The following is a 26,045-nucleotide window of genomic DNA, read 5'->3' as shown; positions in this document are numbered from 1 at the left end:
CCCGGGAACCCGGCTGTCAGGCCCGCACCCGCATGCGGGCCCGGGTCAGTTGATCGTCCACTGCTGCAGTGGCGAGTTGGTGTTCGCCTGCTGTGTGACGGGAGCTCCATTGGAGGTGGAAGTGGTGGTGAGCAGGAGCTGGCTTCTCACCGAGGTGACGGTGTAGGAGCCGTTGGCCAGCCGGGTGAAGATCCAGCGCTGGTTGGTGCCGCCATTGCAGGGCCACTGGATCACCTTGGCGCCCGGGGCGGTGGAGCCGTCGCTGACGTCGGCGCACATCCCCGATGTGCCGTTGACGAGCTCGTAGGAGCCGTCGGGCTGCTGGTTGAACCGCCAGTTCTGATTGGCTCCGCTGTTGGTGGCCCAGGTGATGAGCTGGGTGCCGGCGGTTGTGCTGCTGTTGGGGTCGTCGAGGGCCTTGCCGCCGGTGACGAGCGTGTGGGTGCCGCTGAAAACGGGGCTGATCGTCCAGGTGAAGGAGACCGAGCCGCTGGCCGTGCCGGAGGACGCGGTGACCGTGACGGTCGACGTTCCTGGAGTGGTGGGTGTTCCGGAGATCAGTCCGGAGGAGTTGATGGAAAGTCCGGCGGGCAGGCCGGTGCCGGAGAAGGTCAGGGCCTTGCCGGCGGAGTCGGTGGCGGTCAGCTGGAGCGAGACCGCCGTGTTGACGTTGCCGGACTGGTCGCCGGGGTTGGTGACCGCGACCGTCTCGGGCGCGGTTCCGGTCGCGGTGAAGGTCAGGATCTGCTCGGCGGCGGTGCGTGCCCCGCCGACCGGGTTGCCCGTGGTGTCGGTCCAGGAGCGGACGGGCGTGGTCTCGCTGAGCCGGCCGGAGGTGCCGGACATGCCGAGCCCCAGGCCGCTGTAGCGGTTGACCAGCCGGTAGGTGCCCGGGGCGGAGGCGTTGGGAACGGCGAACCACTGCTGCCCGACGGCGGGACCACCCGCCCCGGCGGCGGTGACGGCCGGGGCGGTGCCCCAGGCCCGGTTGGCCGTGGAGGTGGAGTCGACGCCGAGAAGCCGCCCGGTGGAGGCGTTGGCGATCCGGTAGGAGCCGTCGCCGTTCGCGGTGAAGATCCACGACTCCAGGGCGGAGCCGGTGCCGGCCGCCAGTGAGGTGACGGCCGGGCTGCCGGAGACCTGGGCGAGCACACGCCCGTTCCCGTTGCCGATCCGGTACGTCTTGGCGGGGTCGAACGGTGAGGCGGCGGGAGAGGTGGAGTCCACGGTGATGTTGGCGTACTCACCGTCGGAGGTGGCGCATGCGATCGAGCAGTAGGACCGGAAGGACTTCCCGACGATGGTGGAGTTGGTCCGGTTCGCGCTGTCGACGAACCAGCGGTACCAGGACCCGGAGGTGTAACCGCCGGAGTCGCCGATCAGGGTCCACTTCTGGGTGGCGAGGTCGTCGGTGACGTAGAAGCGCTGCGGTGCCGTACCTGAGACGACCTCTGGCTCTCCGATGTACAGCCCCAGGTGGGCGTCGTAGGTGATGTTCATGATGAACAGGTCCGACTTGGCGGGCAGTTGGCCCGCCGCGACCTGCTGGTCCACGGTACCGGTGTTGGCCGGGTCGTAGTCGTCCCCGACCGGTGTGTAGCCGGTCGGGTTGGCCGGGGTCACCGGCACCATGTTGCTCTCCCGGCCGCCCACGCCGGGCTGCGACCAGGAGCCGTCGTACCACTTCTGCCACGAGCCGGTCGCCATCTTCGAGGAGATCGGGGCGCGGGCGACATGCGCCAGGCCGCCGTTACCGCCGCCGACGCCACCCTTCGGCACGATCCGCGAGCCGTAGAAGACGTAGAAGTAGCCGGAGGCCGGGTCGGCGAACAGCCGCGGGTCGCCGTCGCCGTAGTCGTAGGTCTGGTTCGGGAAGGCCGCGTTGTCCGCCCGCCTGGTGATGTAGGGGGAGGTGATCGCGTGGCCCTTGATGGTCCATGTCCGGCCCTGGTCGGTCGACACCGCGTGGTCGATCGAGTCGTAGTGCAGTCCGTCGCCGAACGGCTGCGGGGTGAATTCGTTGTGCACCAGGCCGTACCAGTGCCCGGTGTCCGGGTCGACCCAGAGCCCGATCAGGTCGCAGTAGTTCTTCTGGGAGTAGCCCGAGTTGCCGCCGGCGGCGGTCGCCTCCAGGCCGGTCGGGCTGTTGTTGCACCGCCAGGTGGTGTCGTTGTTCCTGTCGTTGGAGTTGGCGGGGTTCACCGCGTCGCTGATCGCGGTCGACCTGGTCGCGGCGTCGAAGTCGGTGCCGGTGTAGAACTCCCAGTAGCGGGGGTCGTTCCTGCCGTACAGGGCGGCGGACTGCTGGAAGTAGAAGGTGCCGTCCTTGTCGATGTACGCGCCGGCCGGGGTGTCGGTCGCGTACGCGTAGGAACCGGTCGATCCGACGGAGATCGTGTACGTGGCGGCGGACGGCGCCGCCGACGCCGGCTCGATGCTGCCGAGCACGGCCAGAGCCGCGGCGACGACCAGGCTGACGAGCTTTCTTCGAGGAGCTGACAACAGGTACTCCTTCTGGTTGGCGAGGGTGCGCCTCCCGCGCACCCCCGGTGGGCTGGATGCCTCACCCGGCACCAGCGGGGCCGAGGCGTGGCCCGGCCCGGTCTGTCCCCCCTCTGTGTCCGGTCCCCTCCCCCACGGAGGGAACCGGATCTCAGCCTTCCGACATGCGGAAGTCGTATGCCGGCGGCACCGGCTGCCCTGGGTGGACCGCCAGCCAGAGCGTGTCCAGCGAAACCTCGCCCTCGCGCATGTTGTCGACGCGGATCCCCTCGGCCAGCAGCCGTCTGACCCGGTCGTCGTCACCGCGGGCGTGCGCGGCGTTCGCCTCGGCCAGCCGGACCCGGCCGTGGCCGCGGGCGGGTTCGGGCAGCGCCTCGATGACGGCGAGGGCTTCTGCTGGACGACCGGCCCGCAGCAGGGAGTCGAGCACCTCGACGGTCAGCTCCCGCAGGTCCGGGCGGAGCCGATGCGCCTCGGCCATGAGATCCGCCGCCTCCTGCGGAGAGGAGGCCAGAAAGGCGAGTCCCCGCAGCGCCCACGGTGAGGGCCGTTCGCCGAGCGAGCGCCTCCACGCCTCGCGCGCGGCCTCCTCCTCCCCGTCGGCCAGGCGTATCAAGCCGAGGTGGTAGAGGGCGTGCCAGTCCCGTGCGCCCGCCTCCAGCAGCTCGCGCCAGCGCCGTCCGGTGACCGGGGCGGCGGGCGGATCGCTGATCGGGAGCGTTCCGGTCGCCAGCAGTCGTCGCCAGGGTTCCTGCTCGGCGCCGGGTGCGCCGAAGGGAAGCAGGGGCGACGCGGGGAGGGATCCGGCCTCGATCTCCAGCGCGGCCCAGCCGGAACCCTCCGCCAGCGACTTCTCGGGTTCGCCGAACTCGGAGGCCAATGCCAGGGCACGATCCAGGTCCGCAGGTGGGAGCAGCCGCGCCAGGGCGTCGGCGACGGCCGGCCGGGCCTCGTCCCAGGTGCCGTGCACGGCCTGGGGATCGACCTGGAGCATGCCGTACGCCTCGGTCCAGGACCAGGCCGCACCCGCGGGCATCGGGAGGTGTTCCAGCTGGGTCCGGGCCAGTCCTGCCTGGATCTCCAGATACGCCGAGCCGGGACCGGACAGCCACTCCTGCCAGTGCGTCCCGCCGGTGGCCGTTCCCCAGCAGAAGAGCTTGCGGCCGCGCAGCAGGTCGGTGGACGTCTGGACGAGACCGGCGCCTGTCCCGTCCAGCGCCGCGATCCAGCGGCGCTCACCCGCCGGTACGTCGAGGAAGTAGTCGGCGGCACGTGCGACCCGCCCCGGGTAGCTGCGGTCGGCGCCGTCGAAGTGCGGGAACTCCACCCGCTTGAGGTCGCTGACGTAGTCGCAGTGGAAGGCGTGCTCTGCCGGGCCGACCACGCGGACGTCCGCGCTCTGCGGCACCGCGATGTTCGACCACCAGTAGACCGGTGTCTCCTCCGGTGACGGGTTGTGGAGGCGGACGTGGACGTAAAGGACGGGCGAGCCGGCGGGCAGCCAGGCGTCCATCCGCAGGACGAGGCGACGCAGGCGCTCGAAGGCGAACATCCGCAGTACCGGGGTTCCGTCCGGGGCGCCGACCCGTACCGCGTGCAGCGGTTCGCAGGTCAGCGGCCAGTGCCCGGTCACCCCGAGGTTCCACTCCACCCCACCGGCCAGCCACGCGTCGCGCAGCGCGAGGTTGGCCGGTTGCAGGATCGGGTTGCGGTGCAGCAGCTCCCGGCCCGTCGGCCGGTGGGTCAGCGACCACAGGCGCCCGCCGAACCCGGGGAGGAACACGGCGGTGAGCGTCTCGTTCTCCAGGACCACGACCGGCAGCTCGCGTTCGGTGCGGATGCGGTCGTAGCGGTCCTGCCTGGTGTAGGGCAGCAGCGAGTGCGGGACTCCATAGGCGAGGTTGCGGCGCATCTCGGCGTCGATCCCGGCGCCTTCGGCGGTGTGGGAGGAGATGCCGTGCAGAATCGGCAGCGTGCCGACCGGGTCGGCGGCTCCCTCGATTCGCAGAACGTCCGTGCGCAGTGTCGAGGTCATTTGCCGATCCCCACGGTCATGCCCTGGACGATCCGCGTCCCCATCCAGGAGAACAACGCGATCATCGGGGCGACGATGATGCAGACTCCGGCGAACATCGTCCCGTAGTCCATGCCGTTGAACTGCGCGGCGGCGACGAACTCCGCCAGCGCCACCGGCAGGGTGATCCGGTCCTGGCTGTGCGTCAGGATGATGGCGAACAGGGTCTCGTTCCAGGCGCTGATGAACTGCAGCAGGAACGCCGTGATCATTCCGCCGCGGGCGACCGGGAGCACCACCTGGAGGAAGGTGCGCACGGGGCCGGCGCCGTCCAGCGCCGCGGCCTCCTCCAGTACGGCCGGGATCCCGGCGAAGAATCCCGTCAGCACGAACACGGTGAAGGGCATGGCCAGGCCGACGTAGACCAGGGTCAGTCCGATATGGCTGTCCGTCAGATCGGTTTGCGCCAGGCCGATGAACAGCGGCACCACCAGCACCTGTCCGGGGACGCCGAGGCCCATCGCGAAGGTCATGGTCAGCGCGGAGGAGACCCGCGAACGGTGACGGGCCAGCGCGTAGGCGCACGGCGCGGCGAACGCGACGGCGAGGACCGAGGAGGCGACCGCGACGACGACGCTGTTGAGCGCCGCCTGTGCGAAGCCGCCACCGTCCAGGGCCGTGGCGTAGTTTTCGATCCTCGGCGGCGTCGGAAGTCCGAAGGCGTGCTGGAGGATGTCCGAACTGCCGCGTAGTGACGTCAGGAAGATCCAGAGGATCAGCAAGAGGTCCGCGGCCACCACGCACCAGACGAGTGCCGTGCCGATCCGTATCGCCGGCCCGGTCGACCCGCGTTTGCTTCGCACGTCTGTGACCTTTCTCAGTACTCGAGGGACTCGCGGCGCATCAGCCGACGCATGACCAGCGTCACCACGGTGACCATCAGCAGGCTGGTGACGGCGGCGGCCGTGGCGACCCCCAGCCGCGGGGTCGTGGCCTGGGGGAACGCCTCGGCGTAGACGTACAAGGCGGTGTTCCAGCTGCTCGCCGGCGGATAGGCGCTGCTGCTTCCGCCGAACAACAGGATCAGCTCGAAGATCTTCACGGAGCTGACCGTCCAGAGGACCGCGCAGACTGAGATGACGTCCCAGGCCAGCGGCAGGGTGACATGGCGGAAGCGCTGGAAGGCGTTGGCCCCGTCCAGCTCGGCCGCCTCGTAGAGGTAGCCGGGGATCTGGTCGACGGAAGCCATGATGATCGACGTGTAGTAGCCGGTCGCCGTCCACACCAGCGTCCCGAGGATCATCGGGAAGAGGTTGTCCGTCGACAGCCACTTCGGAGGAGCGGTGACCCCGACGAAACGCAGGGCCTGGTTGACCGGACCGGTCGGGGAGAACAGGAACCCGGCCGCGATGCCGAAGACCATCCCGTTGACCAGGCAGGGGAAGAAGAGCACGGACCTGGCGAACAACCGGGCCCTCATCTCCCGCAGGACAAGGGTCAGCGCGAAGCTGATCGCGAAGGTGACCACCCCGCCGACGAACATCAGCTCCAGGGTGTTCACCAGCGACCTCCGGAAGAACGGGTCCCGGAACAGCAGCTCGTAGTTGCTCAGGCCGCGCCACTCCATCGGCCCCATGCCGTCCCACCGGTAGAGGCTGGTCCAGATCGCGTATCCGACCGGCGCGAGGAACAGCACGGCGTAGACGACGAGTGCGGGCGCGGTGAACGGCCAGAACATCCGGCGTTGCCGACGCTCGTGCGCGCCGGCCCTCCGGCGGGCGGAGACGGGAACCGTTCCCCGGCCCGGGCTCGTCCGGGGGCTGTCGTGGAACATGACGGACAAGGCTCAGCCCCGGGCCTGCCAGTACGAGACCTGGTCGGTCCTGCACTTCGCGACGAACTGGGCGGCGGTGATCTTGCCGTGCCACAGGTCCAGGTAGTTCTGGTCAAGGACCTTCGGCGACCAGTCGCCGGCGACACCGTCGTAGGCCAGGCGGACGGTCGCACCGCTCAGCGCCTTCTGCGCGTCGGCCAGCTCGGCGGGAGCCGGGATGTCCTCGCGCGGGGTGATGTTCAGCGCGGTGGTCGCCATGCCGGACATCTGCTTCTTCTGCATGAAGAAGGCGATGAACTTCTCGGCCGCATCAGCGTGCTTGGCCCGCTTCGGAATCGAGAAGCCGAACAGCGCGGCGTCCGGACTCTTCACCCCGGGTGGCAGTATCGAGGCGAACTTCCAGGTCGCAGGGATCTGCTTGGAGACCTCGGAGGTGACCCAGCTTCCGTTCATGTAGAAGGCCGCCTTGCCGTTGGCCCAGTTGGTCTCCTGCGCCGGGTACTTCGTCGCGTCGTAACCGGGGATGAGGTAGCCGCCCCTGACCAGCTGCTCCACCTTCTGCGCCGCCGCCAGCACAGCCGGAGCGTCCCACGCCGCGCCGGTCTTGTCCGCGGCGAGCTTGCTCACGTCGATGCCTCCCGCGTTCAGCAGGTAGTCGAAGTACAGCCCGTTGGTCCACGGGTCCTCACCTTCGGAGGCGATACACGGCTTGCCCCGGCCCTTGAGGGTGTCGCAGACCTTGAGCAGGCCCGCCCAGTCGGCCGGGGCGCTCGGCATGGCCGCGGCGACGTCCGGGTCGGCCGCGTTGTAGTACATGCCGGTCGTGGCGACCTCGTAGGGGATCATGTAATGGTTCGAGCCCGACGGGTCCTTCGGCAGCATCTCGAAGTACTTGGCCGGGATGACCTTGGACACCGGTACGTTCTCGCCGGGCACCCGCATCGCCAGCACGGGGGAAAGGTCCAGGGCCTGGCCCGCCGAGGCCGTGGCGCCGAAGATCGCGTCGTTGGCCTGGTCCCACAGGTCAGGTGCCTGATTCGCGGCGATCGCCGGACCTATCTTCTTCGAGACGTCCCGGCCGGCCCAGTCGGCGGTGACCTTGATGCCCGTGGACGCGGTGAAGTCGGCGATCGCGGCCTTGAGGACCTGGGATTGCGGCTCGTCGGCGCGCCACATCGACCAGTAGGTGAACCCGTCGGCGGCCTCCATGTTGCCGCCCGAGCCGCTTCCGCACGCGCTCACGCCCAGCACGAGCGCGGCGGCCGCCGCGGCTCCGACGACGCGGGCGGCGGACATGGTCGATCTACCCATGATGTTTCCTCTCGGAGGCGCGAAAGGACGCGCGGACGTGTCGCCAGCGAGGTCGCACGAGACCCGCTGAATGGTTGGGAACGGTACGTCTCTTTTGACCGGTAAAACAAGAGGGGCGCAAAACTTTCCGACTGGAGGAGGGATGATCGGCATCGTTGGTCGGCGTAAACTGAGCCGAACAGCCGATCCATGGAGTGGACCAGGCTTGACGGATCTCCGAGGTGGGGCTACTTTTCGAGCATTTGAGATTGACCGGTCAAAACGGGGGATCCATCGATGGTGACGATGCAGGACGTGGCCAAGCGTGCCGGGGTGACGAAACAGACCGTCTCCAACGTCATCAGCGGCCGGGTGGTCGTTCGCCCGGCGACCGCGGCCCGGGTGCGCGCGGCGATCGAGGAACTGGGCTACACGCCCAATCTGGTAGCCCGCTCCCTTGCCACCGGCAGCACGCGAACGGTCGGCCTGTTCGTTCCCACCGTGGCGGGCTCCTTCTACTCCGAGATCGTCGAGGAGGTCGAGGACGTCCTGGAGGAGCACGGCTACCACCTGCTGCTGTGCACCACCCGCCTCGACGGCGAGCGGGCCCGGCGGCACCTGGCCGGTCTGACCAGCCGCTCGGTGGACGCGCTGCTGATCGCCGGGGACCGGGACCTGATCGACCACCTGCCGCTGCTGGCGGACGCCCGCTTCCCGGTGGTGCTGTGCGCGTGGGAGACCGAGGCTCCCGACACGTTCCCGGTGGTCACCATCGACTACGAGCGCGCCGGATACCTGGCCGGGCGCCATCTGCGCGAACTCGGCCACGAGCGAGTCGCCGTCCTGGCCAGTCCCGATCACACCGTCCGCGTGGCGGGCTTCCGGCGGGCGTTCGCCGCCGACGGCCTCACGGTCCCCGACAGCGCCGTTCACATGGCACCCGAGCCGACGTTCGGCGGTGGCTTCGCCTCGGCCGGCGCGGCGCTCGCGGCCGGCCCTCGCCCGACCGCGCTCTTCGCGACCCACGACATCCTCGCCCTCGGCGCCCTGGAGGCCGCGCGGGTCGCCGGCTGCTCCGTCCCGCGGGACCTGTCGGTTGTCGGCCACGACGACAACCCCGAAGTACGGCTGTCGCACCCGGCGCTCACCACCGTGGCCATCCCCAAGCGGGCGATGGCCCGGCAGGCGGTCGAGCTGCTGCTGCGCGCCGTCACCAAGTCGGGCACCCCTGCCAACTCGCTCCAGCTGCTCCGGCCCGAGCTGGTCGTACGGGACAGCACCGGCCCGGTCGGCGAGATCGGGGTCTGATCCGCCGCAGGCCGCCTCGGACACCGCCGCCGGTTCCCCCGAAAGGACATCCCCGTTGTCGATGGACCACGTTCCCGCCCCGGACCGCCTGTGGTATCGCCAGCCGGCCGCCTCCTTCCTCGAAGCCCTGCCCCTCGGCAACGGACGCCTGGGCGCGATGTTCCACGGAGGCGGGGGCGAAGACGGTCCGGGAGAGACCGTCACCCTCAACGCCGACACCCTGTGGTCCGGCGGCCCCAGCACGCGCGACCGCTCCGGATCGGCCGCCCACCTGCCTGCCCTCCGCACCGCCGTCCTGGCCGACCGCGACTACGCCCGCGCGGACAGAGCCGCGGAACGCATGCAGGGCCCCTATTCGGAGGCGTACCAGCCGCTCGCCACGCTCCATCTCGCGTTCGGCGACGGCCGGTTCGACGACTACGTCCGGTCGCTGGACCTGGACTCGGCCGTCCACCGTGTCTCGTATCGCATGGGCGGCGCGGACATCCTGCGCGAGTCCTTCGTCTCGGCCCCGGCCGGAGTGCTCGTCACCCGGATCACCTCGTCGCTGCCCGGGCTGATCGACCTCACCGCACGGTTCAGCACCCCGCACCCCGGCCTCCGGCGCGACGGCATGGGCAGGAACCGCCTGGTCGTCTCGGGACGGGCGCCCGCGCACGTCGCCTTCGGCGAGGACGACGCCGCGCGCTACCGCGCCGACGAGGGCATGGGGTTCGCGGCTGGGCTCCACGTGGTCGCCACCGGCGGCCGGGTCGAGCGGGCGCGGGACACGGTGACGGTCAGCGGAGCGGACGAGGTCGTCCTCCTGATCGCCGCCGAAACCGGCTACCGCGGGCACACCGAGCCTCCCGCCGGCCCCGACGACGAACCGGCGGGCGCCGTCGAACGGCTCCTGGACGCGGCCGCCGCCCAGCCGTACGAGCCGATGCTCGCCGCCCACGTCGCCGACCACCGGCGACTGTACCGTGGCACGACGCTCCACCTCGGCCGGGACCTGCCGGCCAGCGGCCTTTCCACCGACGAACGGCTCGCCGCGCTGCGTGCCGGAGGAGACGACCCCGGTCTGGCGGCCCTCCAGTTCGCCTACGGCCGCTACCTGCTGATCGCCTCCTCGCGCCCCGGCACCCAGCCCGCCACGCTGCAGGGCATCTGGAACACGGAGGTCGCCCCGCCGTGGAACTCCAACTGGACCACCAACATCAACCTGCAGATGAACTACTGGCCCGCCGAGACCACCGGCCTCGCCGCCTGCCACGAACCGCTCTTCGACCTCATCGCCGACCTCGCGGAGACCGGCGCCCGCACGGCCGCCGCCTACTACGGCGCCGGCGGCTGGACCGTCCACCACAACGTCGACCTGTGGCGCACGGCCAACCCGGTCTCCGGCTCACCGGTCTGGGCGAACTGGCCGATGGCCGGTGTCTGGCTGTGCGCGCACTTGTGGGACCGCCATCTCTTCGACGGCGACCCCGAATTCCTCGCCTCGCGGGCCTATCCCCTGATGCGCGGCGCGGCGCGGTTCCTGCTGGACTTCCTCACCGAGGACCAGGACGGCCGCCTGGTCACCTGCCCCTCGACCTCGCCGGAGCACCGCTTCCGCCTGCCGGACGGCACCCTGGCCGCCGTCTCCGCCCAGACCACCATGGACCACTGGCTGGCCGCCGAGCTCTTCGCGAACACCGCTGCGGCGGCCCGCCGGCTCGGCGTCGACCACGACCTGGCCGACGCCCTCGACACGGCCCGCTCCCGGCTGCGTCCCCCGAAGACCGACGAGACCGGACGGCTCCTGGAGTGGTGGGAGGACCTCCCCGAGGAGGACCCCGGTCACCGGCACCTGTCCCACCTCTACGGTCTCTACCCCGGCAGCGCGATCGACCCGCTCCTCGACCCGGCGCTCGCCGAGTCCGCCCGGCTGGCCCTGGCCCGCCGTCTCAAGCACGGCGGCGGCGGAACCGGTTGGAGCCGGGCCTGGGTGGCGGCACTCGCGGCACGCCTCGGCGACGCCGACCTGGCCCACCACAGCGTCCGCGGGCTGCTGGCCGACTTCACCGCCCCCAACCTGTTCGGCCTGCACCCGCCCGGCCTGTTCCAGATCGACGGGAACTTCGGCGTCACCGCCGCGATCGCCGAGATGCTGATGCAGAGCCACAACGGCGTCCTACGCCTGCTGCCCGCGCTACCCCGGGCGTGGCCCACCGGGCGAGTCGAAGGCCTGCGCGCCCGTGGCGGTGTCGGCGTCGACCTGGCGTGGGAGCGGGGACGTCTCACCGAGGCCGCCCTGCGCGTCAACCGCGCGCAGACCCTCAGCATCCTGCTTCCGCCCGGCACGCCCGACCTCACCGTGACCGAGCACACCGGCCGAGCGGTCGAGGCCGAAACCGTCCGTACCCGGGCCGGGCTGCACCTCGGCATCACGGTCGACGCGGGCGCGACCTACCGGCTTTCCGCGACTGCCGGAGAACTCCCGGCTGCTCGATTGGCTGTCGGGCAGCGCTAGCCGGATGCCGCCGCCTCCATCGTGACGCTACGAACGCGAACCCAAGCGCTTCCTCGCCTTTACCACCATCGCCACCAGCCTCATCAACTGTCTGCGGCTCGCCGCGTGACATGGCACCATATGCGTCTCAACCGGCGGCTTGCAGCTGGAATTGCACGTCGGAGGCGCCTGGCGTCTCCAGGACCGACACCGCGATCAGGCCGGCGGCCGTGGCAAGGCCCTCGAATCCTGAGCGGGTGTACCAGTGCAGTACCCAGGGGCGGTCCACGATGGTGCTCTCGCCGTCGCGGTGCCGCTCGTAGCGCAGCACCGTCGTCTGCGTCCGCGTGGAGTCGCTACGTTCCTCGGATAGCACCGAGACACGCAGCTCAGCGCCGTCGTCCGCCGTAGCGGTGCGCACTCGGCCGATCTGTTCGGAAGGTGTGGGCGATGGGACAAAGAGGGGCACCAGGGCGGTGCCGCCCACGGCGAGGTGGTTGCGGATGCCGCGGAGGGCAGCCAGAGCGGTGGAGTCGTCGGGAAGCAGATTGAAAGTCGGCCCGGCAAGGAAGATCGCACGATAGCGGCGTGGCAAATCGAGCGCCTCCATGCGCTGGTGGTAGAGGACGACATCGACGCCTTGCTTCCGCGCCCGGCGACGGCACCTGTCCAGCATGTCCGCCGAGGAGTCGACGCCCTCGACGTCCAGGCCGCGCCGACGCAGGTCGAGCAACGGATCGCCGTCTCCGCACCCCAGCTCCAGAGCCGGGGAACCGGTCTCTTGGACAAAGGCCGCGTAGGGCTCTGGATCTTGGGCGACGGACTTCAGCGGCCCATACAGCTCGGCGACGATGCCCGTGTAGAAATCAGCAGGATTCACGCCTGCACCCTAAGCATTCAGCCGAATGCCCGGCTACATCATTTCCGGCGCCTCGCCACCCGCTCACCAGGTGAAACAACCCCTTAGATGCCAATCGGCCACATAACGACGGCGATCACCTGGAGCCTCTCCAGCACGTCCGCCCGGCTGTTCTCGACGCCGCGGCCGGGCTGACGCTTCGGCCTGGTCAGGCGATCAGCGGCTGGAGCAGACCGTCTCGATACAGGCCCGCGGCCACGAGCACGATGTCATCCAGGGCCCGCCCGCGGCCGACGCTCCGCCTGCGGGCGCTGCTGATCACCGCGTCCTCCAGGCCGTTCGTCGCCGCCACGGACATGAAGATCGCCAGGCACTCGCCGTTGTAGCGGTCATAACGGCCGCCGGTGCGCCGGTCGAGCAGGGACAGCAACCCGGATCCATTGTCGGACCAGCGCACATAGTCCGGAATCCGCAGTCCCGAGCCGAGATCTCGCCCGGAGAGATGGTCGAACCCCTGATCGGGATGGGCGACATGCCAGGCCAGCAGCCGTTCCTCCGCCTCTTTGTGCAGGTCTTCGTTGACGGTCTGTGCCCAGCTGCAGTCCGCGCACCGCACCACCCAGCTCGGCGCCACCCGTTGGTACGCGTCGATGAACGGGCGGTGCCGAGCCGTCGTGGCATCCGCGACACCGCGTCCGGCGCCCGGAACGTGGTCCGCATGTGCCGGCGTCCTTCTCCCGGGGGCGTCATCGGGTCCAGGAGCGGCGCCCGAGGAGCGAGCGGGAAAAACCGGAATCGGATCGTCCGCCCGCATTCTCGGTCACCACCTCATGGAACTGCCCTGACGCTGATCCCTGCGCTCATCTTTCCCAGACGTCGAGCTGACCATGCAGGTCAGGCCCACCTCACAGCCGGCGGCCCCCACACGCGGGTTCGCTATCTCACTTTGATCGTCTTCACCATCCCCATCGCGCGGTGCTTGTCCACCGGGCACCACAGCCGGTACTTTCCCTTCTTCAGCGTGACCGTGAGCTCTGTCGCCTTTCCGCCCGGAACGATGCTGGAGGTCGAGTCGACGCCGGGGCCCTTGACCGACAGGCCATGCGGAACGGTCCCCACGTTCTTGATCTTGAACGTGTAGGTCCCTGGGCTGAGGCTCTTCTTCGAGAGCCCGATGGAGAACTCCCGCTCGGTCACTTTGACCGGAGTGTCGCTCGCCCAGGCTTGAGGCGTCACCGCGACGGTCGTGCCCCCGCAGACCGCCAGCGTCAGCGCGGCGGCGACGAGACCCATCGCCGGGCCTGGCCTGCCTCTGGAACGAATCGCAGCAAACATGATCGCCATCCCTTCATCGCGGCACCGATGTCAGCCATGGCAGAGGCGATGTGCCCATTCCCCAGCACGCGTAACGCTAGACCCGCGGGACCTTCAGCAGTGCGCAGAACGTTCGCCACAACGGCTTTACGCGGATCGCCCCGCGGCGGAAACTGCCGCGGGGCGATCGGTAGCGGGCCGGGCCCGCGATCTCAGTACTGGGCCGGGCTCACGGTCTCGGCGATGACACCGTTGCTGCTGTTCCAGACCCGTACCCGGCTGTAGTACGTCTGGCCGCTCCTGAACAGGTCGGCCTGGGAGCCGAGCCAGCCGGTGTGGCAGGTGGTGCCGGCACTCTTGATGGTGGCCAGGTTCCTGTCGACCAGGGCGATGGTCACATGGTGGCACCCGGACGGGACGCTGTTCAGGTAACCGTCGGCGACCACGTTTCCGCTGCCGTTCACGCTGATGCAGGCCCGTACGGCCCAGCCGTTGCAACCGCCGCCGCCGGCCGCGTGGGCAGGGGTCGCCGTGGCGGCGAAGGTGGCGGCCAGGATGGCACCCGTGGCGCCCAGGGTCGCAAGGGTACGGCGCTTGCTCTTCATTTCTCTCCTCAATTCAATCGATGCCGTATTAATCGGTGCCGGTATTGCCTCGGTCAGCAGTTGATGTGCTTGATCTGCGTGTACCAGGCGGTGTTCAGCGGGTTGTTCAGCGTCCAGTAGGGGATGACGAACTGCACGCACCGGTTGTTGCCGGCGGCGTAGCCCCACACGTTCCTGAGCTGGGTCATCTTGACGTAGCCGAGACCGCCGCAGATGACCTTCGCCGCGGCGTGCGGGATGGCGGCGCAGACCGACAGCAGGCCCTGCACGTAGGAGACCTTGTTGCGGTAGTTCCACACCTCGGAGCGGTTCCAGGTGACGTAGACGTTCCAGCCGAAGGACAGCCGGGGGTCGGCCACCACCGGGAAGACGGCTCCGGTGTAGTCGACGACCTGGGTGACCCGGTTGCCCTCGACGGTGTAGGAGGTCGGCAGTTTGCGGCCGGTGGCGTCGTGCGCCCACGGCGCGGTCACCTCGCCGATCACCGCGCCGTTCCTGACGACCGCGATCCCGGCGCCGGTGGTGTCGTCGGTCTCGCTGTCGGTGGTGGTGCGGAGCGTGGCGCCTTCGGGCAGCGTCAGGTCGAAGCTGGTCTTGGCCGGGGCGTTGGCGTCACGCGCGACGGTCATCAGGCGCAGGCCGTCGGCGAGCGACTGGACGGCGACGCTGGTGCTCGGCAGGTCGGTCGTGCTCGCCGCCAGACCCGTGGTGCCGAAGTCGCCGGGCTCGGCGGCGGCCGAGCCCTGGTTGGCCAGCGGCTCGGTGGCGGCCGGCATGGCGACGGACAAGGTGAGCGGGTCGCCGCTGGGAACCGTGGTGGCCGCCCCGCCGTCCGGCGCGGTCAGGGTGGTGATCCCCGGCGCGGTCAGGGTCACGCCGTCCGACAGCGAGTCGCCCGTCAGCTTGGCGGTGCCGGGAACGGTTTCGGCGATCACATCGGGCACGGCCGTGATGGCCTCGTAGGTCTTCTCCGCCACGGGGTCGGCGCCGGTGACGACGAAGTCGACCTCCAGCTGCTGCCGCATCTCACCGATGTGATCGTTGGCGAAGACCTTGAACCGGTGCTTTCCCTCGCCGGTGATGACGGGCCAGAAGTAGGGGGCTTCCTTGTCCTCGCCGAGGATGTCCCCGTCGAGCCAGAAGTGAACGCCGGTCAGCTCGTCGGGGCCGGCGAAGTCGACGACGAACGAGCCGGGGAGGGTCGATCCGTCGAGTTGCTTCCCGTTCACCGTCGCAGTGGGCTGGGTGTCGGAGTCGGCCGTGGCCGGCGGAGTGGTGATCACGGCGAGGGCGCCGGAGACGACGACGGCCATGGCGACTAATCGGTTACGGAGTTTCATGCGTTCACCTTTCACAGCGGTTTCGCAACATCGGTCACGCTGGCGACGAGGGCCCCAGGCCGTCCTCGTCACGTCCTTTTGAACCGCGGCTTCGGCTGTCGGCGTGGGCAGGTTCACCGGAGATTTCCTGGTGGCGGACCGGCCATGAACCCGGATGAGGAATGAAGACGCGGCCATGAACATGGCGGCCGTACCCTTCCTGATCGCTGTTTCCGGTTCCGTTTCGCCGGTGGGACGCGGGCGACGACGACGCGCCGTGCTGCCGCACGGCAGACGCCACCGCCGCTGCCCACGCCCCATCCGAACCGTGAACCTCGGTGTGATCTTCAGGTTGCCGGTGGCGCCTGGCGAGTGAATGGCAGGCCGCTGGAGGATCGCTGGCAGCCCGGCCCCATACCCGGCGGATCTTCATCACCACGTGGGGACCGAGCGCGACGGCTCCGGCCCAGGCGGCTCATCAAGCAACCGGTGACGGCTCCGCGAAAGTCATGCCCGTCAGCCTTCCGCGGATTTCGGCCGTGGAACTCCCCTATGCGGGGAAACCCCCCTCGGGGGCGTCCGTGGCGGAGCCGGTCACCACGATGGGCCGTGGCCGGCCCTTTCGGTCATCGAGTCGTTTCCCCGCCGAGCACGCGTGCGAGGTCGGAACGCAGCCGGAGAGCGTCGGTGAAGAGCACGGATTCGATTCCGGCAGCCTCGGCTGCGGTGACGTTCTCCTGCCTGTCGTCGACGAACAGCAGGTCGCCCGGCCGCGCGCCGAGCCGTTCACACGTCTGCCGGAATGCCCTCGGGTCGGGTTTGACCAGCTGGAGATCGGCGCTGAAGAGCCGGCGCCGGAACAGGTGGGCCCAGGGTTGGTCATCGATCAGCCGGGCCAACTCCACCGGGGCGTTCGACAGCAGTGCGAGCGAAACGCCCGTGCCTGCCAGCTCCTCCAGGAGCGTCATGGTGTCCGGGTTCAGATATGTCCATGCCTTGAGGTCGAGGGCGACCAGTATCTCGAGGAGATCCGCGTCCGCGTCCGCGCCCAGCCGCGCGCACACGTCGCCCCAGAAACGGGATGCGTCCACCGCACCAAGGTCGTAGGCCTGCCGATCTTCCCAGTACGCGGACCAGAACCGCTCCGGCGCGACATCGAGGGACTGCGGCAGCAAGGCGCCCGCGTGCTCGGGCGGAGGAAGGCTGATGACACCGGCATAGTCGAAAACAACCCATTTCACAGGCACTCCACAGGTGGTCCGGCGGCGAGATCCTCCAGCTGCCGGCGACCACGACGGCGGTGCCGGTCTCCGCGATTCGGCACCACGGACGGCACGGCACGGACGGCACGGCACGCAGCGCCGCCGCACGGTCTCTCCGGACGGCTCCATGCGCGGAAAGCCTCACGTGGTGTCGCCTCCGGCGGTGTTCGGTCAGCTGGTCTTCTAACATGTACCACGTTTGAATGAACATGGGAAAGGTGCGAATCATGTGCGCCCGCCGTCCGCCGCTTGCCGCCGGACATCTGCCGCACGGAGGGACACGGCGCCGCGGCCCCCTGCGGCCGGTTCCGGTTTCGAGGTTTCCCGAAAATGGCGAGGCGCTTCTCGAACCGCTCCCTGAGCGTCTCGCCGTACCACGCGAGCGCGGTTCGCGAAACGGCAAAGTAGAGTGCGCTGATGCCCGACGACTATTGGAATCACAACGTGCACTATCACCCGATGGTGCTCGACGCCGTGCCGGACGCATGTGGCGAGGCGGTGGACATCGGATGCGGAGACGGCCTGCTCGCCCGCAAGCTGGCCGGTCGCGCCCGTCACGTGACAGGGGTGGACCGCTCCGCCGAAATGATTTCTCTCGCCCGCGAGCACAGCGCGCACACCGGCAATGTGTCGTTCGTGGAGGCGGATTTCCTCAACGACCCCGAGGGCCGTCTTCCCGAAGGTAAATACGACTTCGTCAGTGCCGTCGCCGTCGTGCATCACATGAGCTTCGAAGCCGCGGTCACCGGCCTGACGCGACTGCTCGCACCGGCGGGGCGCTTGGTGATCGTCGGCCTGGCGGGCAACCGGACCCCGCTCGACTGGATCATCAGTGGCGCCGGGCTCCCCGCGTCCCGCATCCAGGCGCTACGGCACGGCGGCAAGGGCAACCCGCCCGGCATGCCCGTCGAAGACCCCGACATGAGCTGGGGCGAGGTCCGCCGCGCGGCCCGGCATCTGCTGCCCGGCTGCCGCTTCCGCCGTCACCTTCTGTGGCGTTACTCCATCGTGTGGGAGAGACCCTGACCCGGCGGCGGCCCACGGGACAAGACGGCTCGATTCCCCACCGGACCGGAGATTACGTCACAGGGATTCCGGCAAGAAAAGCACCATTGGCCGCAAATAGCTCAAGATTCGCACGTCACCGGCTCACCGCGCAGCATCACAGAAAGGTCGACGGATCGATGCACCGGAAAGACCAGCGCTGCCCAGGCCACGCGAAACGACTTGTCTAGCCTGATGACACGTTTCCTACAACACTCCCAATGCGTCAACCGGCGAGGAAGGCGTCATGACTGAAGCCACACCAAACTCGGTGACTTTTCCAACCATTCGCGAGAATCAATTTGACCCGCCCGAAATGCTGGTGCGATGGGCACAGGAGACCCCGATCCGCCCCATGACTTACGCGGACGGCCATGAGGGATGGCTGGTCACCGGCTTCGCCGCCGCGCGTGCCGTACTGGCCGACCCCCGCTTCAGCGCCCGGCCAGAACTCATGCATCCGCCGACCTCCCCGCACCTGGTCGAGCGGCAGAGGATACGGCGTCCCGGGTTCTTCCTGCGGATGGATCCGCCGGAGCACACCCGATACCGGCGGCTGCTGACCGGCCAGTTCACCGTGCGCCGGATGAAGCAGCTGGAGCCCTGGATCGAGACGATCACCGCCGAGCGGCTGGACGCCATGGAACTCGACGGGCCGCCCACCGACCTGGTCCAGTCCTTCGCCCTGCCCATCCCCTCGCTCGTCATCTGCGAGCTGCTCGGTGTGCCCTATGCCGACCGCTCCCAGTTCCAGTGGGATTCCACGGCTCTGCTCAACCTCGACTCCACCCCCGGCGAGGCAGAGGCGGCGACCGCCAACCTGATGGGATATCTGCTGGACCTCGTACGGCACAAGCGCGCCAAGCCGGCAGACGACCTGATCGGCGGCCTGCTGGAAAGCGGAGGGCTGACCGACGAGGAACTGACCGGCATCTCGATGCTTCTCCTCGTCGCCGGGCACGAGACGACCGCGAACATGATCGCTCTGGGCACCTTCGCGCTGCTGGCGAACCCGTCACAGCTGGCCGCGGTGCGCGACGACCCCTCGGTGGTCGACGGCGCCGTCGAAGAGCTCCTGCGCTATCTCACCATCGCCCATCTCGGCCCGATCCGGACCGCGCTGGAGGACGTCGAGCTGGACGGCCGGCTGATCAAGGCGGGCCAGTCCGTGATGCTCGCGCTGACCGCCGCCAACCGTGATCAGGAGCGGTTCGACGCCCCCGGGACGCTCGACGTCACCCGGCCGTCGACAGGCCATCTGTCCTTCGGCCACGGCGTTCACCAATGCCTGGGCCAGCAACTGGCCCGGACCGAGATGAGCATCGCCTACCCGGCGCTGCTGCGGCGCTTCCCCGGCCTGCGCCTCGCCGTACCGCCGGAGCAGGTGCCGATGCGGACCAACATGGCCGTCTACGGGGTTGACCGGTTGCCGGTCACCTGGTAGGGAGATTCTCATGAAGATCAAGGCGAATACCGAGGTGTGCATCGGCGCCGGAATGTGCGTGCTCACCGTACCGGGGGTGTTCGACCAGAGCGAGGACGACGGCACCGTGGTGGTGCTCGAGTCAGAGCCTTCGGCCTCCCAGGAGGCGGCGGTGCGCCGCGCGGTGCAGCTCTGCCCGTCGGGGGCGCTGTCGGTCTTATGACCGCCGTCCCGGCTGAGACGGGTCCTGGCCGCCGGATCCGGAATGCCCGTCTCCTAGGCGAGAAAACCGGATCCGGCACCACGGCGGCCACCCGGGGCAGGGCCCGCGGCGCATCCGGAGCCACGGACGGGACCGGTGTCCACTCCGGCCAGGTCGTCTTCGACGAGCCTGTCGGCCAGCTCGGCGACCCCGGCGCCGTGATCCCGCTCGGTCACCAGATCACAGCGCTCTTTGACCGCGGGCAGCGCGTTGGCCACCGCCACCGCGCACGCACAGGCGGACAGCAGGACCTGGTCGTTCTCGGCGTCTCCCACGCCCACCGTGCCGTGTGCCGGTATCCCGAGTTCGGCCAGGGCCGCGGCCAGACCGCTCGCCTTGTCGACGCCGGAGGGCAGGACCATCACCGCGCCCTTGTTGAGGATCACCTGTGATTCCAGACCGAGGTCGCGGATCACCCCGCGCACGGTCTCACCGTACGGTTCCTCGGTGGCCACGATCACCGAACCGGTGCTGAGCGGGTCCACGCCCAGCTCGCGCAGGCGCTCGGCGAAGGCCGCGGGCGGCGGCTCGGCAAGCGGCGAACTCGTCCGCTCGCCCGGACGGTAGAGCACAGCCCCGTTCTCGGCGATGACCCGGTCGAACAGGTCCAGCCGCGGAAAGACCCGCATGAGCCCGTCCAGCTCCCGGCCGGTGACCAGGATCAGCCGCCGCCCGGAGCGGGCGAGGCGTTCGAGGGCGGCCACGGTGTCGTCGCCGACGCGGCCACCGGTGGCCAGCGTCCCGTCATAGTCACAGGCCAGAGCGCGATAGCGCATGACCGGTCGCCCGTCTCTCGGGAGGAGCGCCCCGCCTGATCCGCCTCACGGGGCGGCGCCGGTTTCCGGGAGGGCCGGAGACCGGCCCGCGTGCGGCGGGCCGAGAAGCCCTCGTCATCGCTTGCCGGATGCGCAGGCGATGCAGGTTCTCGCCACCGGGCGTGCCCGCAGGCGGTCGAAGGCGATGGTCTGCCCGCAGCGCTCGCACACGCCGTAGGTGCCCTGGCGAAGCCTCTCGGCCATCTGGTCCAGGTCGGCGAGGTGGTCATGGGCCTGGTCGAGCAGGGCCTGGACATGAGCCCGCTCGAACGCGATCGTCGAGCCTTCCGGATCATGTTCGTCGTCGGTGGCCATCAGCACCGATGACTCGACGAGGCCGTCCCAGTCGCGCGTCAGCGCCGCGATCTGAAGCACCGTGCTTTCGCGGTCCGCGACCAGCAGATCGTGCATGACCGCCTGCTCCGAGGGAGACAGCACGGCGCTGAAGGATTGTTTTGTCATCTTGTTCGCCAACCCCCTGCCCCAAGCTCATGCCCCTGACCGCGACGGCGCGGACTCGCCGCCCGCGGTCTTCGACGAAGGCACCTGGAGATCACCGTCGCCGGTGCGGTACCGGCGAGCGCGGTAGCGGTCATCTGCCCTCCGAACCAGAGATCATGCGGAGATCCCGCGCACGGCTGGAACCGCCCCCCGACCACCGCATCCAGTCGTCAAAGAGGCGGCGGGACGATCGGCTCGGTCGACGAAGGGGCCAGATGGAACACGACGCGCTGGACTTCACCCCTGCCCTCCCCGCCCGGGGCGGCGGCCTCCACCACGCCCAGCTTCAGCTCGTCCTTCCCGTCGCGAAAGATCTGGACCAGGAACTCCGCCTCCACGACACCGACGATGAACCGCACCTCCTCGTCCAGCACCTCGGCCTGGATGCGCGCTTTGCCGATCTCCCCGCGCATCAGGTTCATCGCATCGGCCAGCGACAGCGGCTCATGATCCATGTCGTTCCCCTCCGCAGCCCGTCCCGCTCTCTCACCGGAACCAGCCACCACCGATCGGCCGTGGTGGCTGATTCCAGTGAAGTCATTCCCGCCGCCCCATCCCCGGTACGGAGGTGTTGGTAAGAATCAGGCCAAGGTGCACCAACAATGACATCTTCCCTGCGAGAGGGCGGGACACCCTGATCACGCCGTCCGCACCCCCGCTCATCGGCTGGGCGAGGCGGTTCGCCGGCTACCCGCGGTGCCGCTCCGGCGAGGTCTGGGGCTGATCGGCGGACGCGGCCGCGTGGCCCGCGCCGAAGCCGTCGGCGCGGGCGACGATTCGGCCGGCTTCGACGCGGACGGCGACCTCGGTCGCGTCGCTGACGGCGGACACACCGGCCGCCGCGGCGAGGGCGCCCGACTCGTCGTGCACCACCTGCAGGCGCGGCCAGGCCGACGGCGGGAAGGCCTGGCGCAGACAGCCGCAGACGTCGGCGACGGCCAGCCGCGCCAACGACGCCAGCTCGCCGGGGTCGCCGGTGACCAGGACGGCGGTGACCTCGGCCCCGGGCGGTGCGGCCCGCACCGCTTCCTCGGCGGCGGCGAGCCGGTGCAGCCCGAGGACCGCCACCACGCCGTCGCCCGAGAGCCGCGCGAGTTCGCCACGTGTCGCGTCCACCGCGTCGGGCGGGGACCACGGCTCGTCGACGGACAGCGCCCGCGGGATCCAGGGCACGTGCGGGGGCGGCCACCCGTCGCCGAGTTCAAGGCCGGCCAGCTGCTCGCAGGCACTGACGACGTCGAAGGGCTCGACGAAGCCGGGCGCTGCGGCGGCCATCTGGCTCGCGCCGTGCAAGGTGGTGAGCACGGCCTCGGCCACGCGCACCAGGCGAGCGGAGCCGGGCGGGCTCACCCGTTCGAGAGCGAGCCCGAACAGGATCGCGTCGAGCTTCATCAGTTGCGCGAACGGTCGCCGAGTACGCTCGTCGGCGAGCACTTCGGGCATCAGGTCCATGCCGAGCCGGGCCACGCCCTCGTCGGTGGCGAGCGGGAGCCGGGCGAGCCAGGCGCGGGCGAAGGCACGCAGCGCCTCACGAGCGGTACGGCCCGGCCGCGTGTGCGGCGGATCGGGCGCGCGCTCGGCGAGGTCGGCCAGGACGGCGAAGTAGAGGGCCCGCTTGCCGGGGAAGTTGGAGTAGACCGCGCCACGGGTGAGCTCGGCACGCTCGGCGATGTTGTCGATCTTCGCGTTGCGGAAACCCCGCTCGGCGAATTCGTCCCGGGCAGCGGCCAGAACCTTGGCACGGTTACGCTCTTGCGTCTCTGCCCTGCTGAGGCGGGCCATCGTTCTCCTTGTTCTCCGGCGTTTGCCGTACCTCCCGATCCAAGATAGCGTCATCATTCAGATGATTGGATCATCTGAATGATGACATCATTGAGAATGACAAGGATCCGTGACCCCCTGAGACCGGGCCCGGCGCCCCCGAGGTGCCGCGCGATCCCGCTGCCCGTGACCCTCTGACATCCACGCCCCGGCCGACCCCGGCGGGTCCGGCCCACAACCGTTGAGGAGACGTTTCCAGTGGCACGCATCGGTGACCGCGGCGACCTGCTGACGTGCTCGTTCTGCGGGAAGAGCCAGAAGCAGGTCCGCAAGCTCATCGCGGGCCCGGCCGGTGTCCACATCTGCGACGAGTGCGTCGAGCTGTGCAACGAGCTCATCGAGGAAGAGCTCGGCGAATCCTCCGGGAGCGGGCCGCGGGAGCTGCCGAAACCGAGGGAGATCCACGACTTCCTTGAGCAGTACGTCATCGGCCAGGACAGCGCCAAGAAAGCGCTCGCGGTGGCGGTCTACAACCACTACAAACGCATCCGGCCCGAAGCCGGCGGGGCCGGGCGGCGCGCCGCGCAGGAAGAGACCGTCGAGCTCGGCAAGTCCAACATCCTGCTGATCGGCCCGACCGGTTCCGGCAAGACACTGCTCGCCCAGACGTTGGCGAAGATGCTGAACGTGCCGTTCGCCATCGCCGACGCCACCGCCCTGACGGAGGCGGGCTACGTGGGCGAGGACGTCGAGAACATTCTTCTCAAGCTGATCCAGGCCGCCGACCACGACGTCAAGAAGGCCGAGACCGGCATCATCTACATCGACGAGATCGACAAGATCGCTCGCAAGAGCGAGAACCCGTCGATCACCAGGGACGTCTCCGGTGAGGGCGTCCAGCAGGCGCTGCTGAAGATCCTGGAGGGCACGACCGCGAGCGTGCCGCCGCAGGGCGGGCGCAAGCACCCCCACCAGGACTTCATCCAGATCGACACCACCAACGTGCTGTTCATCGTCGGCGGCGCGTTCGCCGGCCTGGAGCAGATCATCGAGCGGCGGGCCCGCCGCAGGGGCGCCGGCTTCGGCGCCGCGCTCCACGCCACGGAAGAACGGGAGAAGGAGGACCTCCTCGCCGAGGTGACGCCCGAGGACCTGCTGAAGTTCGGGCTGATCCCGGAATTCGTCGGTCGGCTGCCCGTGGTGACCACCTTCCAGCCGCTGGACCGGGCGGCGTTGACGCGCATTCTCACCGAGCCGCGCAACGCGCTGATCAAGCAATACCGGAAGCTGTTCGAGATGGACGGCATCGAGCTGGAGTTCACCGAGGAAGCCGTCGGCGCGATCGCCGAGCAGGCACTGCTCCGCCGTACCGGCGCCCGGGCGATCCGCGCGATCCTCGAAGAGGTCCTGCTCGATGTGATGTACGAGGTGCCGAGCCGAGACGACGTGGCCCGCGTCGTGGTCGACCGCGACACCGTGCTCGACAAGGTCAACCCGACCCTGATGCCGCGCGAGCACCCCGGCCGCGAACGGGAGCACCGCGAAAAGTCCGCCTGACGCCGGAAAGTCCGCCTGACGCTTTTCCCCGGCCCGCCTCACCGCACCCGGAGGAACATCCCGTCATCGTCACGGACGCCCGTGCTCCGGCTGGAGCTCAGTCGCGGGGCGTGCCGTACAGCTCGGCGAGTTTGGCGACCGTGTGAGCCATCTGGGCGCGCAGCTCGGGTGGCTCCAGAACCTCGATGTCAGCGCCCAGGCGCAGCAGCAACCAGTGGGCGTGCCGGACCGACTCCGTCGGCAGGCGCACGACGACCCAGCCGTCCTCGTCGGGCGGGCCGGCCTCGGCCAGCGCGGCGTCGGCGACCTCGGTGCCGACGGTGTAGCGCAGCAGTCCCTCGATGCCGGGCGCCACCCGCACCAGAGCCTCACCGGTGTGCATCCGCGCCCGGAAATCGGCCGCGTAGCGTTCCCAGTAGGCGGCCAGGTCGAAGTCGTCGGGCCGCTCGAACCGGCCGCCGGAGAGTTCGGCGGCCACGATCCGCGACACCCGGTAAGTGCGCGGTTCTCCCCCGTCGGCGGCCGCCACCATGTACCACGTCCCGCCCTTGAGCACCAGGCCGTAGGGGTGGGCCAGACGCTCGACATCGCGCGGACCCCAGCGCCGGTAGGTCATGCGCAGCGGCCGCTGGTCCCACACCGCCTCGGTGACCTCGCTCAGGAAGGGCACCTGGTCGGCGTCCCGGTACCACCCCGGGACGTCCAGGTGGAAGCGCTCGCGCATGCGGGCGGCGTGAGAGCGCGGTTCGGGCGGCAACGCGGCGAGCAGTTTCAGCTCGGCGTTGGCGGCCACCTCTCCCAGCCCGAGCTCGGCGGCGGGGCCGGGCAGCCCGGCCAGGAAGAGCGAGGACGCCTCTTCGGCGGTCAGGCCGTTGAGGCGGGTGCGATAGCCGTCCAGCAGCTGGTATCCACCGGCGGGCCCGCGATCGGCGTACACCGGGATCCCGGCCGAGGACAACGCCTCGACATCGCGGTAGACCGTCCGGATCGAGACCTCCAGCTCCTCGGACAGCTCGGTGGCCGTCATCCGCCCCCGGGTCTGCAGAAGCAGCAAAAGTGACAACAGACGACTCGCGCGCATGACGTCCATTGTCCCGCACGATTGCCTAACTCACATCCCATGTGTTCAAATGAACACATGGAGAGTGCAGATCGGATTCGAGCAATCATGTCAGCGCTTCGCGTCAACGACACAGTGTCGGTGACGGAGCTGGCAGTCGAGCACGCGGTGTCCGAGATGACCATTCGCCGCGACCTCGACGAGCTCGCCCAGCAGGGCGTGGTCAGACGAGTGCGCGGCGGCGCGGTGAGCCTGCTGCTCCGCGGGGAGGAGCCGCCGTTCGGCGTGCGCGCACGCGAGGCGATCGAGGTCAAACGACGCATCGCCGCCGAGGTCGCGACGCTGCTCACCGACGGCGAGGCCGTGCTGCTCGACGGCGGCACCACCGGCCTGGAGGTCGCCAGAGCGATCCGCGACCGCCGCCTGACGGTCCTGCCGCTCTGCCTGCAGTCCGCCCACGAGCTCGGTACGGCTCCGCGGATCCGCCTGGTGCTCCCCGGCGGCGAGGTCCGCCCCGGCGAGCTCAACTTCACCGGCCCCCTGACCGAGAACGCCATCCGCTCCCTGCGTTTCGACACCGCGATCATCGGCTGCTGCGGCCTGTCCGCCGCGCACGGCATGACCGCCCACGACCTGTCCGACGTCGCCGTCAAGCAGGCGGCGATCGCCTCGGCCCGGCGCGTCGTCGTCGCCACCGACTCCAGCAAGTTCACCCGCACCGCCTTCGGCGCCGTATGTCCCCTGGACCGCCTCGACATGGTGGTGACCGACGACGCGCTCCCTCCCGCCGAACACGACGCCCTGACCGCCGCGGGCGTCATCGTCCGCATCGTCTGACC

23 protein-coding genes are annotated in these 26,045 nt (G+C 69.6%); 7 read left to right on the top strand and 16 right to left on the bottom strand.

Annotated elements, in window-relative coordinates; genetic code table 11:
* Positions 1 to 45: 45 nt before the first annotated feature.
* The 5 genes from ACFY2X_RS07200 to ACFY2X_RS07180 all read right to left on the bottom strand — a co-directional run bounded on the left by ACFY2X_RS07200 (position 46) and on the right by ACFY2X_RS07180 (position 7,661).
* The gene (locus ACFY2X_RS07200; protein WP_389933612.1) at positions 46 to 2,502 is read right to left on the bottom strand and encodes an RICIN domain-containing protein; all 2,457 of its coding nucleotides are present in this window, start codon (positions 2,500 to 2,502) and stop codon (positions 46 to 48) included.
* 151 nt (positions 2,503 to 2,653) lie between these two features.
* Positions 2,654 to 4,537, bottom strand: a complete 1,884-nt coding sequence (locus ACFY2X_RS07195; RefSeq protein ID WP_389933610.1) for a DUF5107 domain-containing protein — start codon at positions 4,535 to 4,537, stop codon at positions 2,654 to 2,656.
* A complete protein-coding gene (locus ACFY2X_RS07190; RefSeq protein WP_389933608.1) occupies positions 4,534 to 5,379 on the bottom strand; it encodes a carbohydrate ABC transporter permease in 846 nt (281 codons plus the stop codon). The genes ACFY2X_RS07195 and ACFY2X_RS07190 overlap by 4 nt, the downstream gene beginning before the upstream one ends.
* Before the next feature lie 14 nt (positions 5,380 to 5,393).
* Entirely contained in the window at positions 5,394 to 6,350 is a 957-nt protein-coding gene (locus ACFY2X_RS07185; protein WP_389933605.1) for a carbohydrate ABC transporter permease, read from the bottom strand.
* A 12-nt stretch (positions 6,351 to 6,362) separates the two neighbouring features.
* Positions 6,363 to 7,661: an ABC transporter substrate-binding protein gene (locus tag ACFY2X_RS07180; RefSeq protein WP_389933601.1), complete on the bottom strand. Its 1,299-nt coding sequence runs from the start codon at positions 7,659 to 7,661 to the stop codon at positions 6,363 to 6,365.
* Positions 7,662 to 7,937: 276 nt separating this feature from the next.
* On the opposite strand from ACFY2X_RS07180, the gene ACFY2X_RS07175 reads away from it, so the two are divergent.
* Both ACFY2X_RS07175 and ACFY2X_RS07170 read left to right on the top strand, forming a co-directional pair.
* Complete coding sequence (locus ACFY2X_RS07175) at positions 7,938 to 8,948, top strand: LacI family DNA-binding transcriptional regulator (protein ID WP_389933598.1); 1,011 nt, start codon at positions 7,938 to 7,940, stop codon at positions 8,946 to 8,948.
* A 61-nt stretch (positions 8,949 to 9,009) separates the two neighbouring features.
* Entirely contained in the window at positions 9,010 to 11,445 is a 2,436-nt protein-coding gene (locus tag ACFY2X_RS07170; RefSeq protein WP_389933595.1) for a glycoside hydrolase N-terminal domain-containing protein, read from the top strand.
* Positions 11,446 to 11,572: 127 nt separating this feature from the next.
* Here the strand turns inward: ACFY2X_RS07170 and ACFY2X_RS07165 are convergent, their stop codons facing one another.
* From ACFY2X_RS07165 to ACFY2X_RS07140, 6 genes are all read right to left on the bottom strand, one after another.
* The gene (locus tag ACFY2X_RS07165; protein WP_389933592.1) at positions 11,573 to 12,304 is read right to left on the bottom strand and encodes a class I SAM-dependent methyltransferase; all 732 of its coding nucleotides are present in this window, start codon (positions 12,302 to 12,304) and stop codon (positions 11,573 to 11,575) included.
* A gap of 187 nt (positions 12,305 to 12,491) precedes the next feature.
* Positions 12,492 to 12,917: a hypothetical protein gene (locus ACFY2X_RS07160; RefSeq protein WP_389933589.1), complete on the bottom strand. Its 426-nt coding sequence runs from the start codon at positions 12,915 to 12,917 to the stop codon at positions 12,492 to 12,494.
* A gap of 302 nt (positions 12,918 to 13,219) precedes the next feature.
* Entirely contained in the window at positions 13,220 to 13,618 is a 399-nt protein-coding gene (locus ACFY2X_RS07155; protein ID WP_389933587.1) for a plastocyanin/azurin family copper-binding protein, read from the bottom strand.
* Between the two features lie 191 nt (positions 13,619 to 13,809).
* Positions 13,810 to 14,202 carry a hypothetical protein gene (locus ACFY2X_RS07150; RefSeq protein WP_389933584.1) on the bottom strand — a complete coding sequence of 131 codons (393 nt, stop codon included), beginning with the start codon at positions 14,200 to 14,202 and terminating at the stop codon, positions 13,810 to 13,812.
* A gap of 53 nt (positions 14,203 to 14,255) precedes the next feature.
* Positions 14,256 to 15,542 (bottom strand): hypothetical protein, encoded by a 1,287-nt coding sequence (locus ACFY2X_RS07145; RefSeq protein WP_389933581.1) that lies wholly within the window; start codon positions 15,540 to 15,542, stop codon positions 14,256 to 14,258.
* Positions 15,543 to 16,147: 605 nt separating this feature from the next.
* Positions 16,148 to 16,762 (bottom strand): HAD family hydrolase, encoded by a 615-nt coding sequence (locus ACFY2X_RS07140; RefSeq protein ID WP_389933578.1) that lies wholly within the window; start codon positions 16,760 to 16,762, stop codon positions 16,148 to 16,150.
* A gap of 438 nt (positions 16,763 to 17,200) precedes the next feature.
* On the opposite strand from ACFY2X_RS07140, the gene ACFY2X_RS07135 reads away from it, so the two are divergent.
* From ACFY2X_RS07135 to ACFY2X_RS07125, 3 genes are all read left to right on the top strand, one after another.
* The gene (locus tag ACFY2X_RS07135) at positions 17,201 to 17,809 is read left to right on the top strand and encodes a class I SAM-dependent methyltransferase (RefSeq protein WP_389933576.1); all 609 of its coding nucleotides are present in this window, start codon (positions 17,201 to 17,203) and stop codon (positions 17,807 to 17,809) included.
* A gap of 265 nt (positions 17,810 to 18,074) precedes the next feature.
* Complete coding sequence (locus ACFY2X_RS07130; protein ID WP_389933573.1) at positions 18,075 to 19,271, top strand: cytochrome P450; 1,197 nt, start codon at positions 18,075 to 18,077, stop codon at positions 19,269 to 19,271.
* A gap of 10 nt (positions 19,272 to 19,281) precedes the next feature.
* A complete protein-coding gene (locus tag ACFY2X_RS07125) occupies positions 19,282 to 19,473 on the top strand; it encodes a ferredoxin (protein WP_389933570.1) in 192 nt (63 codons plus the stop codon).
* 53 nt (positions 19,474 to 19,526) lie between these two features.
* Here ACFY2X_RS07125 and ACFY2X_RS07120 read toward each other — a convergent pair whose 3' ends face one another.
* From ACFY2X_RS07120 to ACFY2X_RS07105, 4 genes are all read right to left on the bottom strand, one after another.
* Entirely contained in the window at positions 19,527 to 20,288 is a 762-nt protein-coding gene (locus ACFY2X_RS07120; RefSeq protein WP_389933569.1) for an HAD family hydrolase, read from the bottom strand.
* Positions 20,289 to 20,402: 114 nt separating this feature from the next.
* Complete coding sequence (locus tag ACFY2X_RS07115) at positions 20,403 to 20,789, bottom strand: TraR/DksA family transcriptional regulator (protein WP_389933566.1); 387 nt, start codon at positions 20,787 to 20,789, stop codon at positions 20,403 to 20,405.
* A gap of 209 nt (positions 20,790 to 20,998) precedes the next feature.
* Positions 20,999 to 21,283, bottom strand: a complete 285-nt coding sequence (locus tag ACFY2X_RS07110) for a trypco2 family protein (RefSeq protein ID WP_389933563.1) — start codon at positions 21,281 to 21,283, stop codon at positions 20,999 to 21,001.
* 232 nt (positions 21,284 to 21,515) lie between these two features.
* Positions 21,516 to 22,610, bottom strand: coding sequence for a TetR/AcrR family transcriptional regulator (locus tag ACFY2X_RS07105; protein ID WP_389933560.1), 1,095 nt, complete (start codon positions 22,608 to 22,610; stop codon positions 21,516 to 21,518).
* Positions 22,611 to 22,847: 237 nt separating this feature from the next.
* Between ACFY2X_RS07105 and clpX the strand changes: the two genes are divergently transcribed.
* On the top strand, positions 22,848 to 24,146 hold the full coding sequence (gene clpX, locus ACFY2X_RS07100) for an ATP-dependent Clp protease ATP-binding subunit ClpX (protein ID WP_389933557.1): 1,299 nt from the start codon (positions 22,848 to 22,850) through the stop codon (positions 24,144 to 24,146).
* A gap of 97 nt (positions 24,147 to 24,243) precedes the next feature.
* Here clpX and ACFY2X_RS07095 read toward each other — a convergent pair whose 3' ends face one another.
* On the bottom strand, positions 24,244 to 25,227 hold the full coding sequence (locus ACFY2X_RS07095; RefSeq protein ID WP_389933554.1) for a helix-turn-helix transcriptional regulator: 984 nt from the start codon (positions 25,225 to 25,227) through the stop codon (positions 24,244 to 24,246).
* A 39-nt stretch (positions 25,228 to 25,266) separates the two neighbouring features.
* Here ACFY2X_RS07095 and ACFY2X_RS07090 point away from each other — a divergent pair, with 39 nt between their 5' ends.
* Entirely contained in the window at positions 25,267 to 26,043 is a 777-nt protein-coding gene (locus ACFY2X_RS07090; protein WP_389933552.1) for a DeoR/GlpR family DNA-binding transcription regulator, read from the top strand.
* Positions 26,044 to 26,045 lie beyond the last annotated feature (2 nt).

The sequence above is a fragment of the Streptosporangium sp. NPDC000396 genome, from assembly GCF_042898655.1.
In the GTDB taxonomy this organism is placed as follows: domain Bacteria; phylum Actinomycetota; class Actinomycetes; order Streptosporangiales; family Streptosporangiaceae; genus Streptosporangium.
The sequence above is the reverse complement of the archived record's forward strand: the minus strand, read 5'-3'. Positions and strand labels throughout refer to the sequence as shown.